14 protein-coding genes are annotated in these 14,053 nt (G+C 59.7%); 4 read left to right on the top strand and 10 right to left on the bottom strand.

Translation table 11 applies throughout. The features are described 5' to 3' along the window. Positions 1 to 87 precede the first annotated feature (87 nt). On the bottom strand, positions 88 to 2,880 hold the full coding sequence (locus ACQK2G_RS08015) for an EAL domain-containing protein (RefSeq protein WP_425404503.1): 2,793 nt from the start codon (positions 2,878 to 2,880) through the stop codon (positions 88 to 90). A 597-nt stretch (positions 2,881 to 3,477) separates the two neighbouring features. Between ACQK2G_RS08015 and ACQK2G_RS08020 the strand changes: the two genes are divergently transcribed. Both ACQK2G_RS08020 and coaD read left to right on the top strand, forming a co-directional pair. Next, positions 3,478 to 4,083 (top strand): hypothetical protein, encoded by a 606-nt coding sequence (locus tag ACQK2G_RS08020; protein WP_425404504.1) that lies wholly within the window; start codon positions 3,478 to 3,480, stop codon positions 4,081 to 4,083. A 416-nt stretch (positions 4,084 to 4,499) separates the two neighbouring features. After that, positions 4,500 to 5,006 (top strand): pantetheine-phosphate adenylyltransferase, encoded by a 507-nt coding sequence (coaD, locus tag ACQK2G_RS08025; protein WP_425404505.1) that lies wholly within the window; start codon positions 4,500 to 4,502, stop codon positions 5,004 to 5,006. Between the two features lie 391 nt (positions 5,007 to 5,397). Here the strand turns inward: coaD and ACQK2G_RS08030 are convergent, their stop codons facing one another. From ACQK2G_RS08030 to ACQK2G_RS08040, 3 genes are all read right to left on the bottom strand, one after another. Further along, positions 5,398 to 6,066 carry a fumarate hydratase C-terminal domain-containing protein gene (locus ACQK2G_RS08030; RefSeq protein ID WP_425404506.1) on the bottom strand — a complete coding sequence of 223 codons (669 nt, stop codon included), beginning with the start codon at positions 6,064 to 6,066 and terminating at the stop codon, positions 5,398 to 5,400. 14 nt (positions 6,067 to 6,080) lie between these two features. Further along, positions 6,081 to 7,055, bottom strand: a complete 975-nt coding sequence (locus ACQK2G_RS08035; protein WP_425404507.1) for a fumarate hydratase — start codon at positions 7,053 to 7,055, stop codon at positions 6,081 to 6,083. Between the two features lie 206 nt (positions 7,056 to 7,261). Further along, positions 7,262 to 7,396: an entericidin A/B family lipoprotein gene (locus ACQK2G_RS08040; protein ID WP_425404508.1), complete on the bottom strand. Its 135-nt coding sequence runs from the start codon at positions 7,394 to 7,396 to the stop codon at positions 7,262 to 7,264. Between the two features lie 202 nt (positions 7,397 to 7,598). On the opposite strand from ACQK2G_RS08040, the gene ACQK2G_RS08045 reads away from it, so the two are divergent. Together ACQK2G_RS08045 and purU are read left to right on the top strand one after the other, a co-directional pair. Beyond that, positions 7,599 to 7,757 carry a YqaE/Pmp3 family membrane protein gene (locus ACQK2G_RS08045; RefSeq protein WP_425404509.1) on the top strand — a complete coding sequence of 53 codons (159 nt, stop codon included), beginning with the start codon at positions 7,599 to 7,601 and terminating at the stop codon, positions 7,755 to 7,757. A gap of 129 nt (positions 7,758 to 7,886) precedes the next feature. After that, a complete protein-coding gene (gene purU, locus ACQK2G_RS08050; RefSeq protein WP_425404510.1) occupies positions 7,887 to 8,771 on the top strand; it encodes a formyltetrahydrofolate deformylase in 885 nt (294 codons plus the stop codon). Positions 8,772 to 8,781: 10 nt separating this feature from the next. Here the strand turns inward: purU and ACQK2G_RS08055 are convergent, their stop codons facing one another. From ACQK2G_RS08055 to ACQK2G_RS08080, 6 genes are read right to left on the bottom strand one after another with little or no spacing between them, the layout of a single operon-like run. After that, entirely contained in the window at positions 8,782 to 9,276 is a 495-nt protein-coding gene (locus ACQK2G_RS08055; protein WP_425404511.1) for an N-acetyltransferase family protein, read from the bottom strand. A 4-nt stretch (positions 9,277 to 9,280) separates the two neighbouring features. Further along, positions 9,281 to 11,029: an L-aspartate oxidase gene (locus ACQK2G_RS08060; protein WP_425404512.1), complete on the bottom strand. Its 1,749-nt coding sequence runs from the start codon at positions 11,027 to 11,029 to the stop codon at positions 9,281 to 9,283. A gap of 9 nt (positions 11,030 to 11,038) precedes the next feature. Then, entirely contained in the window at positions 11,039 to 11,383 is a 345-nt protein-coding gene (locus ACQK2G_RS08065) for a hypothetical protein (protein ID WP_425404513.1), read from the bottom strand. A gap of 10 nt (positions 11,384 to 11,393) precedes the next feature. Further along, positions 11,394 to 11,720 carry a hypothetical protein gene (locus ACQK2G_RS08070; protein WP_425404514.1) on the bottom strand — a complete coding sequence of 109 codons (327 nt, stop codon included), beginning with the start codon at positions 11,718 to 11,720 and terminating at the stop codon, positions 11,394 to 11,396. Then, positions 11,717 to 12,415, bottom strand: coding sequence for a phosphatase PAP2 family protein (locus tag ACQK2G_RS08075; protein WP_425404515.1), 699 nt, complete (start codon positions 12,413 to 12,415; stop codon positions 11,717 to 11,719). The genes ACQK2G_RS08070 and ACQK2G_RS08075 overlap by 4 nt, the downstream gene beginning before the upstream one ends. After that, positions 12,402 to 14,018, bottom strand: a complete 1,617-nt coding sequence (locus ACQK2G_RS08080; protein ID WP_425404516.1) for a phosphoethanolamine transferase — start codon at positions 14,016 to 14,018, stop codon at positions 12,402 to 12,404. Before ACQK2G_RS08080 ends, ACQK2G_RS08075 begins: the two co-directional genes overlap by 14 nt. Positions 14,019 to 14,053: the final 35 nt, after the last annotated feature.

The following is a 14,053-nucleotide window of genomic DNA, read 5'->3' on the forward strand; positions in this document are numbered from 1 at the left end:
GCTAGGCCTGTAAAATTTAAAAAGCCGCTCTTTTGGGCGGCTTTTTTTTAGGCGGTGCGTTGCACGGGGGCAGTTTGATCTGCGCCGCTACGAAGATTTGGCCGCTGCCATGTTTTCGGCAAACTTCGTCATGTCTTCGGCGGGAAGTGGTTTAGAAAACAAATATCCCTGGCCGACGGAGCAGCCGACCTGACTGACGAGCCTGCGTTCGACATCGGTTTCGACACCTTCGGCGACGGTTTCCATGTTCAGGCCGCGGGCCAGATCAGCAACGGCCCGAACGATGGACAGCGAAGACGAGTCTTCCTGCATCCCCCGCACAAAGGCTTGGTCGATCTTGATCTTATCCATGGGGAAATTCTGAATATAGGCGAGGGAGGAGTAGCCGGTTCCGAAATCGTCCAACGCGAACCGCAGGCCCATCGCCCGAAGTGCGGACATCAGGTCAAGGATACGCCCGGTATCCTCCATGAACAGACTCTCCGTGATTTCCAGATCCAACCGGTCTTTGTGCAAGCCTGAATTCTTCAGGGCATCCTCCACCGTTCGGACCAGATCACCCTGAAAGAACTGTACTGGCGACAGATTGACCGCGATCTTCGGTGACCCTGGCCATGTCGCGGCGTCGATGCAGGCCTGGTTCATCGCCCATTCACCCATGTCGACGATGAGACTCGATTGTTCCGCGATGGGGATGAAATCGGCGGGTGATACGAAACCGCGCTCCGGGTGAATCCAGCGGATCAAGGCTTCAGCGCCGTACAGACTTCCATCGGCTAGATTGATCTGCGGCTGATAGAAATTGACGAATTGCTTCTCTTCGAAGGCCTTCCATAGGTCCAGTTCCAATTGCTGGCGGACCTGGATACGCAGATCCAACTCCGGTGCGTAGATGGCGAAGGTATTTCCGTCTTCTGAAATTGCGTCGTTCAGCGCGGATTTAGCCCGCTTCAAAAGAGTCTCGGGCGGGCAGTCCAGGTCGTCCAACACCGTTATTCCGGCACTGGCGCCGACTGTCGCGCCGTGCCCGCCATGGAAATATGGCTTGGAAATCATCTCCAGCAGACCGGACATCCGTTTGTCCAGTTGGTCCTGCGTCGTAGCGATTAGGTACAGATGGAACCCGTTATCCATCGTCGAGGCCAAATACTCGCCTGGGCCGATCGCCTCGCTCAGGCGGGTGGCGACAAGGTTCAGAATGTCGTCTGCGAAATCCTGCCCCAGAGTATCCTGCACGCTTTGCAATCGGCTGATTGCGATCCGGCAGACAGCGGAATAATCGGCAAGGGCTACATGCCCGTCGGGTACGCCTTCCAGGAATTCAATGAACCCGTTCTTGTTGGGAAGGCCCGTGACCGGATCGAATCTGGCAAGAAAACGGGCGCGTTCCTCTCGGATGTGGCGTTCGGTCACGTCCCGGAAATTCACACAGGCGAAAACCCTGTCCGGTTGTTTCTTTCCGGACAAGTCCACGCCGCCGGCCAGTATCGAAGGGGTTACGATATATTCAAGCACATGGCGGCCATGTGTGTCGTAGGTCTTGTCGATCAATGTCGGTTCGCGCTGTCCAATATGCCCTTCCCGGGCGGCAGACATGTCCATTTGCACGGCAGCGACCAGCGCTTCAGGGGCGAGCTCGTTCAATGGCATGCCGGTAAGGTCCGGGGCGAGTGTCTCCGTGGCGTGAACCACGTTTCGGAAAAAGGTTTCAGCGGATTTGTTGAGAGTGTGGACAGTGCTGTCTTCGCTCACGACCACGATGCCCTCGGAATTGTCGCTGATGACACGATCGAGTATCGCCTGCGCGTTGTCCGCTCTGCTCTCGGATATCAAGAGCATTATGCGTTTCAGGTCGATTTCCTGAACGACTGAGAACGCGCCGAAAAACAACAGCACCAGATGACTGCTCGCGGTTTGCAGGGCATAGGCTTCCATGGCCTGAATGGTCGTGGCTGCAGCCTCCAATACGACCATTCCAGCCGCCAGCGTCAGCAGTGTCGGGACCAGGGCCCCACGTTTTCTCCGCCAGATCGCTAGAACCGCCATGACGACCGTCAGTCCCAGCACGACCAAGCCCGAGGAAAGCTGAAGCGTACGGTTTTGTATCAGCGTTTCCGTTGCCGCCGCTTGCAGCGTGTGACCGGAAATGATTCCGAAACGGGGGACCGAGAAGAAATCGCGCAGTTCCGCGGCACTCGCCCCAATGATCAGTCTCTTGCCGTCGACCCTTTCGCGGTCAACCTTTCCGTTCAGCAGATCGATCAGGGGGATCCGGTCCAAACTGTCGATATCGATTCCGAAATCGATATAGAAACTGCCGTTTATCAACCCGGAATACTTCGCCAACACCGCCGCGATCGACTGAACCGGCTGCTCGTCGACCATCGCGCCGAAGGGGAAGGTCCGGATAACGGCGTCGCGATCGGCAAAGACGTTGACCATGGCCAGTCGCGCGACCGCGGTGAAGGTCTCTATCGGTTGGTTTCCATAAAGGGTTTCGGCACCGGCATTCGTGGGTTGATTGAACGAAGCGAGATAGACCGGCGCGGTGGAACGTGCCATGGCTTCGGCAAAGGCGAGATCCTCCTCCGGCGTCGACGGGCTGCTGAAATCCACGTCGAAGGCGATGATCGACGCGCCGAGTTCGTTCAGGCGGTCCACAACCTCGCCATAGACGCTCCTCTTCCACGGCCATTGTCCCAACTGGTCGATGCTGACGGCGTCGATGTCGACCGTGACGACCTCTCCCGAAACAGGCCTGCTGCCGAATTGGAATCGTTTCTCCCGTATCCATTGGTCTACGGGTTGCAGCAGTCCGGTGAGGTAAGCCCCCACCGCACAGAAGAAAAGCAATGCCAGAATGGCCCGACGTGTATTCATTTACCTCTCGCTGTCGCTGCGACCCAGTATAGGGCGGAACGGCCGCCGGCAGGACATCTGATTGATAGGAAGCAACCTTTCTTGAATCACGTCGTTGAGACAGTTAAAGGAATGCTGGGAAGCCCCGGAAATTGGCGCAAAAATTCAGCGCTGTCGGGCGGATCGATTACCTAGGCGGTTCCGGGTCTCTCCCGGGTAGCCAACGACGTTTTTCGATGTTTTCCAATGAATCCTGGGAATCGGTCCGTGCTTGGCCGAGTTGACCGCCGCCGTCTCAAGGCGAAGGGCGGTTCCATAAAAGTCGGATGTGCTGCCCTATTGCCAAACCATGGCGGACGGCTGGGCAGCCATGAAGACGGAAGTATCGATCGTGACATGCGGTAATCGCCGTTGCTGCATGTAATTGTCAACGGATACCCTTGAAAAGTGACATTGTGACCCGGAATTGGAAATGTTTCTAGCTGTTGACGGCAGCGGAGCGATATCCGCCTGATATCCGAGCTGTGGTCGTTGATATGCCTATTTCACCAAAATAGAATTGAACAGGGAACTGGGGGCGGTGCCATTCTCCAATATGGGAATTTATGAGGATTTTCTATGCGGAAAGAAGCGTTTACGTGTTTTTTCAGTGCGATTATTGCCTTCGTTGTATTGGTGAGTGGGGCACAGGCGGCGACGGTAGGAAACGAGGCGATCAGCCGGTCCGTCGGCGATGGTTTCAATGATTTTGCCATTGTGACCGGTGGGCCGATCGCGGAGGCTGGCATACTCACCGCGTGGGAGACCCATATCCGCTTCACTGAAGGCGACAACCGGGTTGGCTTGCTGCTGTTGAGTAGCGCGGATGCAAGCAGCGATTTTGTGATTGAGGCGATCGACATTCGCAATGTCGATTTGGGTTTCAACAGCTTCACGACCTCGATCGCTGTGGAAGCAGGTTGGTTCATCGGTGCCTTCATGGCGGACGCAAAAATCAGTTTCGATGGGGCCGGCGTTTTCCCGACCTTCGCTACCCTTGATGAAGTGTTCATTTCCGCGGATCCGGCTATAGGAAACACGGTCGATAGGCGTTCGACAGGAAACAGAACCTACTCCTTGTCCGCGACTATTGCGCCGGTTCCGCTTCCTGCAGCTTTCCCGATGCTGGCAGCAGCCCTTGGCGGCCTACTGCTTCTGCGGCGCAGGGGAAACCGGAGGGCCTGACTTCTCCTCGGCAAATGTGCGACCGGGAGCGTTAAGGCTCCCGGGGTCAAGCTTTGTGCTAGTAAATGGAAGCCGCTCTTGGGGGCGGCTTCTTCATTTCGAGCCTTCCGCTGCCGATACTGCTTCGCGGGCTTGGATTTGCGGCCCCGTTTCGCCGGAACGGCGGAACCAAGGCAGAGCGCAACCCGCGTTTGGATTTGGCTGGATCGGGTGTCGTGACCGGGACTGCAAAAGCATGGGCTACCATTTCCGGGTCTTAGGGTGTAGACAGGCACCGTCGGCGCGTTAGAACGCTGACGTTTTAGGTCCCGGTCCGGGTGAGGGCCGCGTTAAAGCGTAAGTTGGCCATGTGCCGGATCGCGGCAAAACCGCCGGTGAGGGCCGAGAGCCTCCGCGTTGATTGAGGGGAGCGGAATATGAGCACCGAGCGGGTCGCCATCTATCCTGGGACGTTCGATCCCATCACCAACGGCCATATGGACATCATCACGCGCGCGGCACGCCATATGTGCGATCGATTGGTTGTTTCCGTTGCCGTCAACGCCGGCAAGGGCCCGCTTTTTTCCCTGGAAGAGCGCACCGCCATGGTGGAAGCGGAAATCGACGCGATATCCAACGGCGGCGTCGCCGCGAAGATCGAGGTTCGGCCGTTCGATAGCCTTTTGATCCATTACGCCCAGGAAGTCGGGGCCAGCATGATCGTGCGCGGCCTGCGCGCCGTCTCCGACTTCGAGTATGAATTTCAGATGGTCGGCATGAATGCGCGTCTGAACAAGAATATCGAAACCGTCTTCCTGATGTCGTCTGAGCGCAATCAGTTCATTTCCAGCCGGTTGGTGAAGGAAATCGCGTCTCTGGGTGGCGAAGTCAGTGAGTTCGTCTCCCCGAGGATTGTCGAGCGACTGAAAGAGCGGCTGGGTTGAGTGTTGCTCGACGCGGACGATCTAGTATCCCGACTAAATTTGTAATCTGCTGAAAAGAAGAATTTTCGTCGCGCCGTTTTATGTGGTGCGGCCGCTCCGCCCTTCGCGGGCGGGGCTGGGTTCGATTTGTCACCATTAGGTGAATTCGAGCGCTTTTATGTCGAATATTCGGTATTATTAATAAACGATTCAGAACCACGCGCTACCTTCTGCGAAATGATCGGAACGGCAGTATTTAGCCGCTGCCGGTAGTCGAGGTTTCAAGTTTGAATGAAGTTCAGTGGTTCGGTTTCGTTATTGAGTTCGTATTCTTGACGGTTATTTGAAGTTGCTAGTGGGCGGGGCGTTCGGAAAACCGGGCGCCCCGTCAATTGTTCCGTGAAGGTTGTTTTCAGATCAGTTCGCGGTCCCGATCGTCGGTCTCGCCGAAGCGCGAGAGCGCCGGTTTCTTCAGCCCTTCATACAGTTTGTCGAGGCCGGCGTTAATTTCCCGATTGTTGCGTTCGAACAGACTGTTGCCTTTTGCGTCGCCGTCGACCAGCAGGGGGCCGAACTTTTCGACCTCGATCACCCACATGGCCTGGGCGATGCCCAATTCGTCCAGCCAATGGACGTCGCGGACGCGTTTGATGCCCCGGCCCAACAAGGCGCCGGTGCCATACCCGACCGTGGTCAGGTAGACAGCACCCGCCGGCACGAATAGCCGTTTGTAGTCGGCCTCCGACATGCCGCCCTTGCCGATGATGACTTTGGCACCGGAGACCTCGAACCACTTCTCCATCCATTTGGCGAAACGGAAACTGGCGGTGGCGGTCACTGCGCCGATGGCGTAGCTGCCGTTCGGGTTCACCGTGGCAGCGGGGGAGCAATGGAAGTTCACATTGCCGACCTCTGTCGGGTCGATGGGAAGCGGATGGCCCTGGTCGATAACGCGGCGATAGACCCCCTCGCGGCCGGTATAGATCAGCCCGTCGAGATAGACGACATCGCCCAGTTGCAGTTTTTCCAGGTCTTCCTGTTTGACCGGGGAGGTAAGCCGAACCTCGCGTAGTTTGCTCATGGTTCTTGTCTCCTCTATTCGGCCGCCGCCTGAGCGCCGGTCGGCCAATCGACGGTGTCGCGCCGCATATAAGGCGTGAACCATTGCGGATCCGTCCGATATTCCACCCGGCCGTCGTTGTGCAGGCGGGCCGTTGCACGCCGTGATGACAGGCAGAAGCAATGCACACTGACCGGCATGCCGCCGGTATGGGTATAGCCGACCTCCACATGGCAATCGACGACCATGCTCTTGCCGACGAATCCCATCGCGCCCATGCCGATGGAATTGCCCAGTTCCTGAAGTTCCAGTTCCAACTTGGCGATTTCGGGGTCGGGATTGCGGTCGCCGACGGTCCTCAGGCAGGCAGCCTGTTTGCCCAGCACCATGCAGGTGTCCTTTGACCCGCCGATGCCGACGCCGACAATGGCGGGCTGACAGGCAAGGCCGCGTTTTCCGAAGGCGACCAGCGTATCCAGTACGAAACGCTTGATGCCGTCGATCCCATCGCCCGGGAACAGCATGCGATAATCCGTGCCGAACAGGCCGCCTTTGTGAACGGTGGTGATATCGACCCAATCCGCATCCGGCTCGAAGCTCCAATCCACTTCGGGGGCGTTGATGCCGACATTGTTGTTGTTGTCGGTGCGCCAAAGTGGATGGACCCGGTTCGGGCGCAGGGGCACGGAGGTTGTGGCCCGTGCGGTAGCTTGTCTGAGGGCGCGTTCCAGGGCCACGAATCCGCCCTCGACACGGGCGTCGTTGCCGACCTTCACGTAATACCGGGGCAGGCCGGTATCGGCGCACATAGGTCGACGATCCGCCTTCGCGGCTTCCCAGTTTTCCAGCATCGCCTTGAGAACGAAGGAGGAGAGATCGCCGTCCTCCGCCGCGGCCATCGCCTTGATGCCGGTCAGATAGTCGTCGGGGATCTCGATCCCCGCCTTGGTCATCAGCGTATGCGCGGTTTCTTCGACAAGGTCGATGCCGATTTGGCCCGTATCGGTCATTGCGCGATATCCTCCCTTTATTGGGGACAGTGTCGGCCGGAACGGCCGCCGCGGCAATCCTTCTCACTGGCACAGGCTTGTTGATTGGTTGGGCTTGTCGACAGCGTCGGCTTGCCATCGGGACCCTAGCCCCGAACGAAAAGCAGCCGCCCGGTCGTTGAGGTACAGGGGCGGCTTCTTTCCGTTCCGACAGGAAGGCGGCTGTCTTATTCAGCCGCGTCCTGGATGCTTTCACCGGCATTCTCGATATCCTCGCCGGCGCCTTCGACGGTTTCGCAGGCGGCCAGGCCGATGACGCTCAATAATACGAACGGGATGGCAAGAGTCTTCACGATACTCATCGTTGCTTCTCCTCAATATGTCCAAATCGCCGGGCGTTTTGCGCGGCTTTCAGGACAACAACGCCGCGGCTCCGGATCGGGTTGCGCCGATCATCGCGATTTTTTCCGGCCCCGCCGGCGCAACCCCGGCGTGTTTACGGGCATTGCTGACATGGAAGCCCGGCCGAGACGGGCAAACGAGTTGTCATGAAGGAGATCCGCCATGGATATTTTACGCATCATTCTTTCTGTGTTGCTGCCGCCGGTCGGCGTCTTGCTGCAGGTCGGCCTGACGGGCCATTTTTTCCTGAATATCCTGCTGACCCTGTTGGGATATATACCCGGTTTGATCCATGCGATCTGGATCATCGCGCGGCGCTAAAATCCCAGTTGGAAGGATTGCGGAGGATTGCCGGTCAAGGCGGCCGGCAATCCGCCATTGGTATTCGTCGGCGCTTGCGTATAGAACGTCCGGGTCAATACTTCCCGAACTCCTGGAAAAAAGAGCGCCATGTCTCCGTTCACCCTCACCGTAACCTGCAAATCCACCCGCGGCATCGTCGCCGCCATCGCGCAATATCTTGCGTCAAAAGGCTGCAACATCGTCGACAGCGCCCAATACGACGACTTGGGGGCGGGTAAATTCTTCATGCGGGTCAGTTTCATCTCTGAAAAGGGGGAAAGTTTCGAGGCGATCCGGGACGGATTTGAACCCGTCGCGGCGGAATTCGGCATGGATGCGGCAATCCGGGATTCCAACGAGCGGATGAAGGTTCTGTTGATGGTCTCCCGTTTCGGTCATTGCCTGAACGATCTGCTGTATCGCTGGCGGATCGGCGCCCTGCCGATCGATATCGTCGGTGTGGTCTCGAACCATTTCGAGTATCAGAAAGTCGTCGTGAACCATGACATTCCCTTTCACCACATCAAGGTGACGAAGGAAAACAAGCCCAAGGCCGAAGCGCAGTTGATGGAGATCGTCGAGCAGACGGAAACCGAACTGATTGTCCTCGCCCGCTACATGCAGGTCCTGTCGGATGAGCTTTGCCAGCGCATGTCCGGCAAGATCATTAATATCCACCATTCCTTCCTGCCCAGCTTCAAGGGCGCCAACCCGTATAAACAGGCCTATCAGCGCGGCGTGAAATTGATCGGCGCGACGGCCCACTATGTGACCGCGGATTTGGACGAAGGCCCGATCATCGAGCAGGACACGGTGCGGATCACCCATGCCCAATCGGCGGAGGACTATGTCTCGCTGGGCCGCGACGTGGAAAGCCAGGTCCTGGCGCGCGCCATTCATGCGCATATTCACCACCGGACCTTCATCAACGGCAACCGCACGGTCGTTTTCCCGCCGGGGCCCGGCGCCTACGCGTCCGAACGGATGGGCTGACCGGGGCGGTTCAACCGGATCGGGGCAGGGCTTTTTCCATGACCCAGATGTCCAGGGATTGTCGGCCTTCCGGCGTGTCGACTTCCTGGGTGCCGGCGCGTGCGACGCGCCAACCCATCTTCTCGTAAAAGCGCTGGGCCCGGTCGTTGCGCTGGGTGCATTCCAATTGCGCCAGGGCGACACCCGCGGCGGCCAGCTTTTCCTCACCCGCGCGTAGCAGGCGCGCGGCGGTTCCTGTGCCGCGATAAGGGGCGGCGACGAACAGATCCTCGATCTGGTCCTCTTCGGGAACGACGAAGCCGCAGATGGCCTGCGCCTCCTCGTCGTATGCGAGTATCATGTTGGGGATCAGCCCCGGCGCGCGCATCCGGAAGTTTTCCCGGTCGCGCAAGCGCCGCCAAGGCGGCGACACCAGCTCGCCATGCCCGTCATGCCAGGCGTCGTGCCAAACCGCGGCGACCTCCTCGATATCCTCCACGGTTGCAGGGCGAAGGATGATGGACATGTTGCTATTCCGCCGCGGTTGGTGGCGCGCCCGCCTCGTCGTCGATCAACGACTCGCCGGGACGCACGATTGAGAAGTCGACAGGTACCATATCAACCGACAGGGCACCTTCCTTGGCGAGGATACGGGTGAAGGCGGTGGTTTCCAAATCCCCGGTATCGGGGAAGTCTTCACGATAATGCGCGCCGCGCGAGTCGTTCCGGGCCAGCGAAGCTTCCGCGATCACGCTTGAGATCTTGAAAAGCGAGTCGAGGTTCAGCCAGTCGTGCCAGGTCAAATTGAAGGCGCGGTCGGTGTCCGGCAGGCCGATATGTTCCAATTCCTCGGCAAGCGCCGCGACCGTGTCGCGTCCGCGTTCCAGGCCATCCTGCGTGCGGATGATGCCGACATCGTCCCACATCGTCTTCCACAGGCGTTCCCGCAATCCATTGAGGTTGCCGGCCGGCTTTTTGAAGGGGCGTTCGGCTTTTTCGATCGCGCGATCGATCGCCTCCGAATCCGGTGTGCAAAGATATCCTTCCTTGGCAGCGAAGGCGGCCATGCTGTCGCCGGCGATCCCGCCATAGACGGTGGAATTGGCGACACCATTGCCGCCCAACCGGTTCGCGCCGTGGACGCCGCCGCAATCCTCGCCGGCGGCAAACAGGGCGGGCAGGGCGGTCGAACCGTCGATTTCGAACTCTATGCCGCCCATCATGTAATGGGCGGTGGGAACCACCTCCACCCGGCCGCCGGCCAGATCGAAACCGCAATCGGCGCAGCGTGTCACCATGCCCGGGAACCGCTTGGCGACGGTTTCGGGGCCGAGATGCTTCATCTCGATATAGACACCGCCATAGGGCGTGGTTCGACCGCTCTTCATTTCTTCATAGATCGCGCGGCTGACGATGTCTCGTGTCGCCCGTTCGCCGCGGGCATCGTACCGCTCCATGAAGCGTTCGCCGTCGCCGTTCAGCAGATAGCCGCCGGCGCCGCGCAGGCCTTCCTCCAGGACCGTACCGGTCATTCGCGTCTCTTCCCCCGCCAGCAGGCCGGTCGGGTGAAACTGAACCATCTCCATGTCGCGCAAGGGCAGGCCCAGGTCGAGCCCCATGGCCATGCCGTCACAGCTCTTGTCGCCCGACGGCGTGTGATAGAGATACATCGTCGGTCCGCCGCCGGCGGCCAGCAATACGGCCTTGGCCTGCACGAAGCGGTAGATGCCGGTCCGCATATCGATGAAAAGAACGCCGGAAAGCCGGGCCCCGTCCTTGGCGGGGATCAGGGCGATGGCGCGGTGTTCCTCAAGCCGGTCGATGCCGCGGGACCAGACCTGTTCCATAAGTCGATTGATGATCTCGATCCCGGTCAGGTCACCCTTGTGAACCGTGCGGTCGAAGCTCTGTCCCGCGAAGGCCTTCTGATGCAGGCTACCGTCCGGGTTGCGATCGAAGAAGCAACCGATCTCGTTCTCCAATTCATGGATGCGCTCGACCGCACCCTCCACAAGGCGCCACGCCAGATCCTGGCGGGGCAGCCATTTCCCGCCCACGATGGTATCCATGAAATGGCGTTCCAGGGAATCCGCGGCCGCCATCGCCGCGTTGTAGCCGCCCTGGACCATGCGCGTGCAGCCGCTTTTGCCGAGCAATCCCTTCACCGCCACCGTCACCTGCAGGTCCGGATCGGCCTTCAGGGCGTGCAACGCGGCGAAGAGCCCAGCGCCGCCCGATCCGATGATGAGGATATCCGTTTTGTCGCGTTCGATCTGCATGGGCGTGACCTATAAGACTTGCACGACGAAGACGGCACCGGCGGCGACCGCGCCCAACGAGCCGAGGACGATCAGGCCCTTGCGGCTGTCGCGCCAGGGCAGGAATTCAAGGGCGAGCACACGCAGGCCGAATCCCAAATGCAGCGCCAGCAGCATGACCAGCCCCCATTCGGCGACTTTCACGAGGGGCATTTCCGCCAACTTCAGGAACTCGTCCAGCGCCGCGGCGTTTTCCAGGGCAAGCCCCAGGACCAGGAAATGAAAGGGCAGGAACAGAACCAGTGCCAGCCCCGAGAGCCGATGGCCCAGTGCCGCCCATGCCCCCGGATGTTTGCCTTTTCCGTGCTCCAACATCCCCATCCCCCTAGATCACGGCCATAACGGCCCGCAGGCCAAGCCCCGCCAGCAGCAGGGCAAACAGGACCAGCAAGAAGTCGATCATCCCGCCCTTCAACCGCAGCCATTCGCGCAGGATGTTCCGCAGGCCGAGCGGCGCATGCACCGCCGCCGTCAGGACGAACAGGCCGTAGAACGCGGCCCAGGCCATGTTGCCCCGTGTGCGGGATAGGATCTCGTCCGCGGTCAGGCCGTCCGCGACCGCATAGAGGACAAGGCCCAAATGGACCAACACCAGCGGGGCCAGGATCATCGCCGTAATACGTTGAGCGGCGTAGAGGAGCGCTTCGGTCATGGACGAGGCCCGATGCGCTCGACAAGCCGATCGGCGGCCATGCCGGTCAATGCGACGATCAGGGCGGCGATTTCCATCGTGATCAGGGTGTGGCTCAAGAAATGGTCGCCGATCGCCATCTTGTACGCCGCCATCGTGCCGCCGATGACCAGGGCGGCGGCGACCGCGCGTCGGCGCGCGGCTTGACCCTCGAACAGGAAGACCAGGGCGAACAGAGCAAATCCGCCGCTGGCATGGCCGGCAGGGAAGCAGCGCTGGCGCTCTTGCGGGCGCTCGCCGTCGGGATAGCGCTCGAACAGGGCTACGGTGGGCACGTTTCCTCCATATCGGTCGGACCGGGCCGGGCATGCGACATTGGTTGCCGTCTTCAATGCGCCGATGGTCGCCGGCACGATGATCAACGATATCAGCAGCAGCGCCAAGCCCCGTCTTCGCCGTCGTGCCCAATCCCAGCGGATGGAAGCCATCAGCGCGATCAGACAGGCCGCCGCGAGAGCGGCCAGGGCGATTTTCGGACCAGTGTAGAGGAAAAGCCGCGCGACCGGCTCTCCCTTGTCCCAAAGCCAGGATTGCGTGTCCGCATCGAACAGACGGTCCTGGACCAAGAAATCCAAATTGGTGAACCCGGATACGACAAGGGTCAGCAGCAGCGCCGCGAAAGAGAGGAGGACGACGGACCGGCTAGTTGCTGGCATGTTCGGACATCGGCATCACGCCTTTTACCGGTTCCGGACGGACGTCTCCGATCTCAATTTCAAACAGCTGCAGCAGAATACGGCTGAGATCGTCATGGGTTGCCGGTCGGTCCTTGATCTCCACCAGCTTTTCGCGGTCGACATCCGACGTTTCCGCCGCCCAGACGATGAAGGGCACATGGGTCTGCGCATCGGGCGCCATGAAATACGGCATGCCGTGCAGGAAGATGCCCAATTCGCCCAGAGACTCACCATGGTCGCTGACATACAGCATGGTCGGTTCATAGCGGTCCTGATGCCGCTGCAGCAAAGCAATCACCCGGTCCAGGAAATGGTCCGAATACAGGATCGTATTGTCATAGGCGTTCACGATTTCTTCGGCGCTGCATTTCCCAAGGTCGATATCCCGGCAGTCCGGCGTGAAGCGGCGGAATGCTTCAGGGTATCGCTTGAAGTAGGCAGGCCCATGGCTGCCCTTCTGGTGCAGGACGATCAGAACGTCGTTCTTTTGTGTGTCCAGATAGTCGTCCAGCCCGGAGAGCATGCCCTCATCTCGGCATTCGACATCGCAGATGGGATTGACGTCGGCCGCCGTGAACATCTGGTAGCCGACCCGGTCGGCGACGCCCTGCGGTCCGGAATTATTGTCCCGCCACAGGACCGTCACCCCGGCGCGGGCCAGGACATCCACCGTATTTTCGGTCCAGCGCGCGCTTTCGATATCGAAGGACTCACGTGGGTCGAGCGAGAACAGGCAGGGCACCGAGATCGCGGTGGAGGTGCCGCAGGACCGCATATTGCTGAAGGAGACCAGGTCCTGCCGGGAGGACAGATTCGGCGTCGTGCCGCGGGCATAACCGTTCAGGCCAAAATGGTCGGCCCGGGCGGTCTCACCGACCACGAGAATGACCAGGTCGTGTGCCTTGTCCCCGTCTGGGAGCGCGGCACCCCGCATGCGCGTTTCGACCGTGTGATCCTGGGCCACGTCTGCACCATTCTCGAGTGCGAATTTCACGGCCGAATAGATCGGGTAGGTGGGGTTCGTGTAATAGCGCAGCGGTTTGTGCTCGCGGAAGTAACTGGCATAGGTATCGGAAAATGGCAGGATTACCGCGACCGTTACCGCGACAGCGCCGAGCGCGGCCGCTAAGACCCGCGCCTGGCGCCAGCGCAGCGGACAGGGTTTGATCGGGACGAACCAGAGAACGACAGACGGCACGATGCCCAGAACGAGAATCCGGAGGCCCAACGTCACGCTCACCATGTCGCTGGCTTCCGCGGCATCCGTGTAGAGGGTGTTGCGGATCATTTCCGTATCGATGGTGATCCCGAGCGTGTCGGAAAAATGCCCGACCACCGCAGCAACCATGAAAAGACCGATTCCAACAGCCCTTATGGGAAACAGAAGGGACAACAGCGCCGTGACAAGGGCAATCGCGCAGGTCAGCACGATGGCGGCCGAAACCAGAAAGGGCCAGTTCTCGGCTACCGGATAGACAGTGACGGTTTCCTCGAAGAACCGGAGGTTCGCCGTTGCGGCCAGGAAGGCACTGATCAGGAAAATGATGAGCGGATGCCCGACTTGCGGCACTCTAATCGGCATATTCTACGTCCAGACTGATACCGGCCCCGGTTTCT

The sequence above is a fragment of the Hwanghaeella sp. genome (genome assembly GCF_965227365.1).
GTDB lineage: Bacteria > Pseudomonadota > Alphaproteobacteria > UBA8366 > Aestuariispiraceae > Hwanghaeella.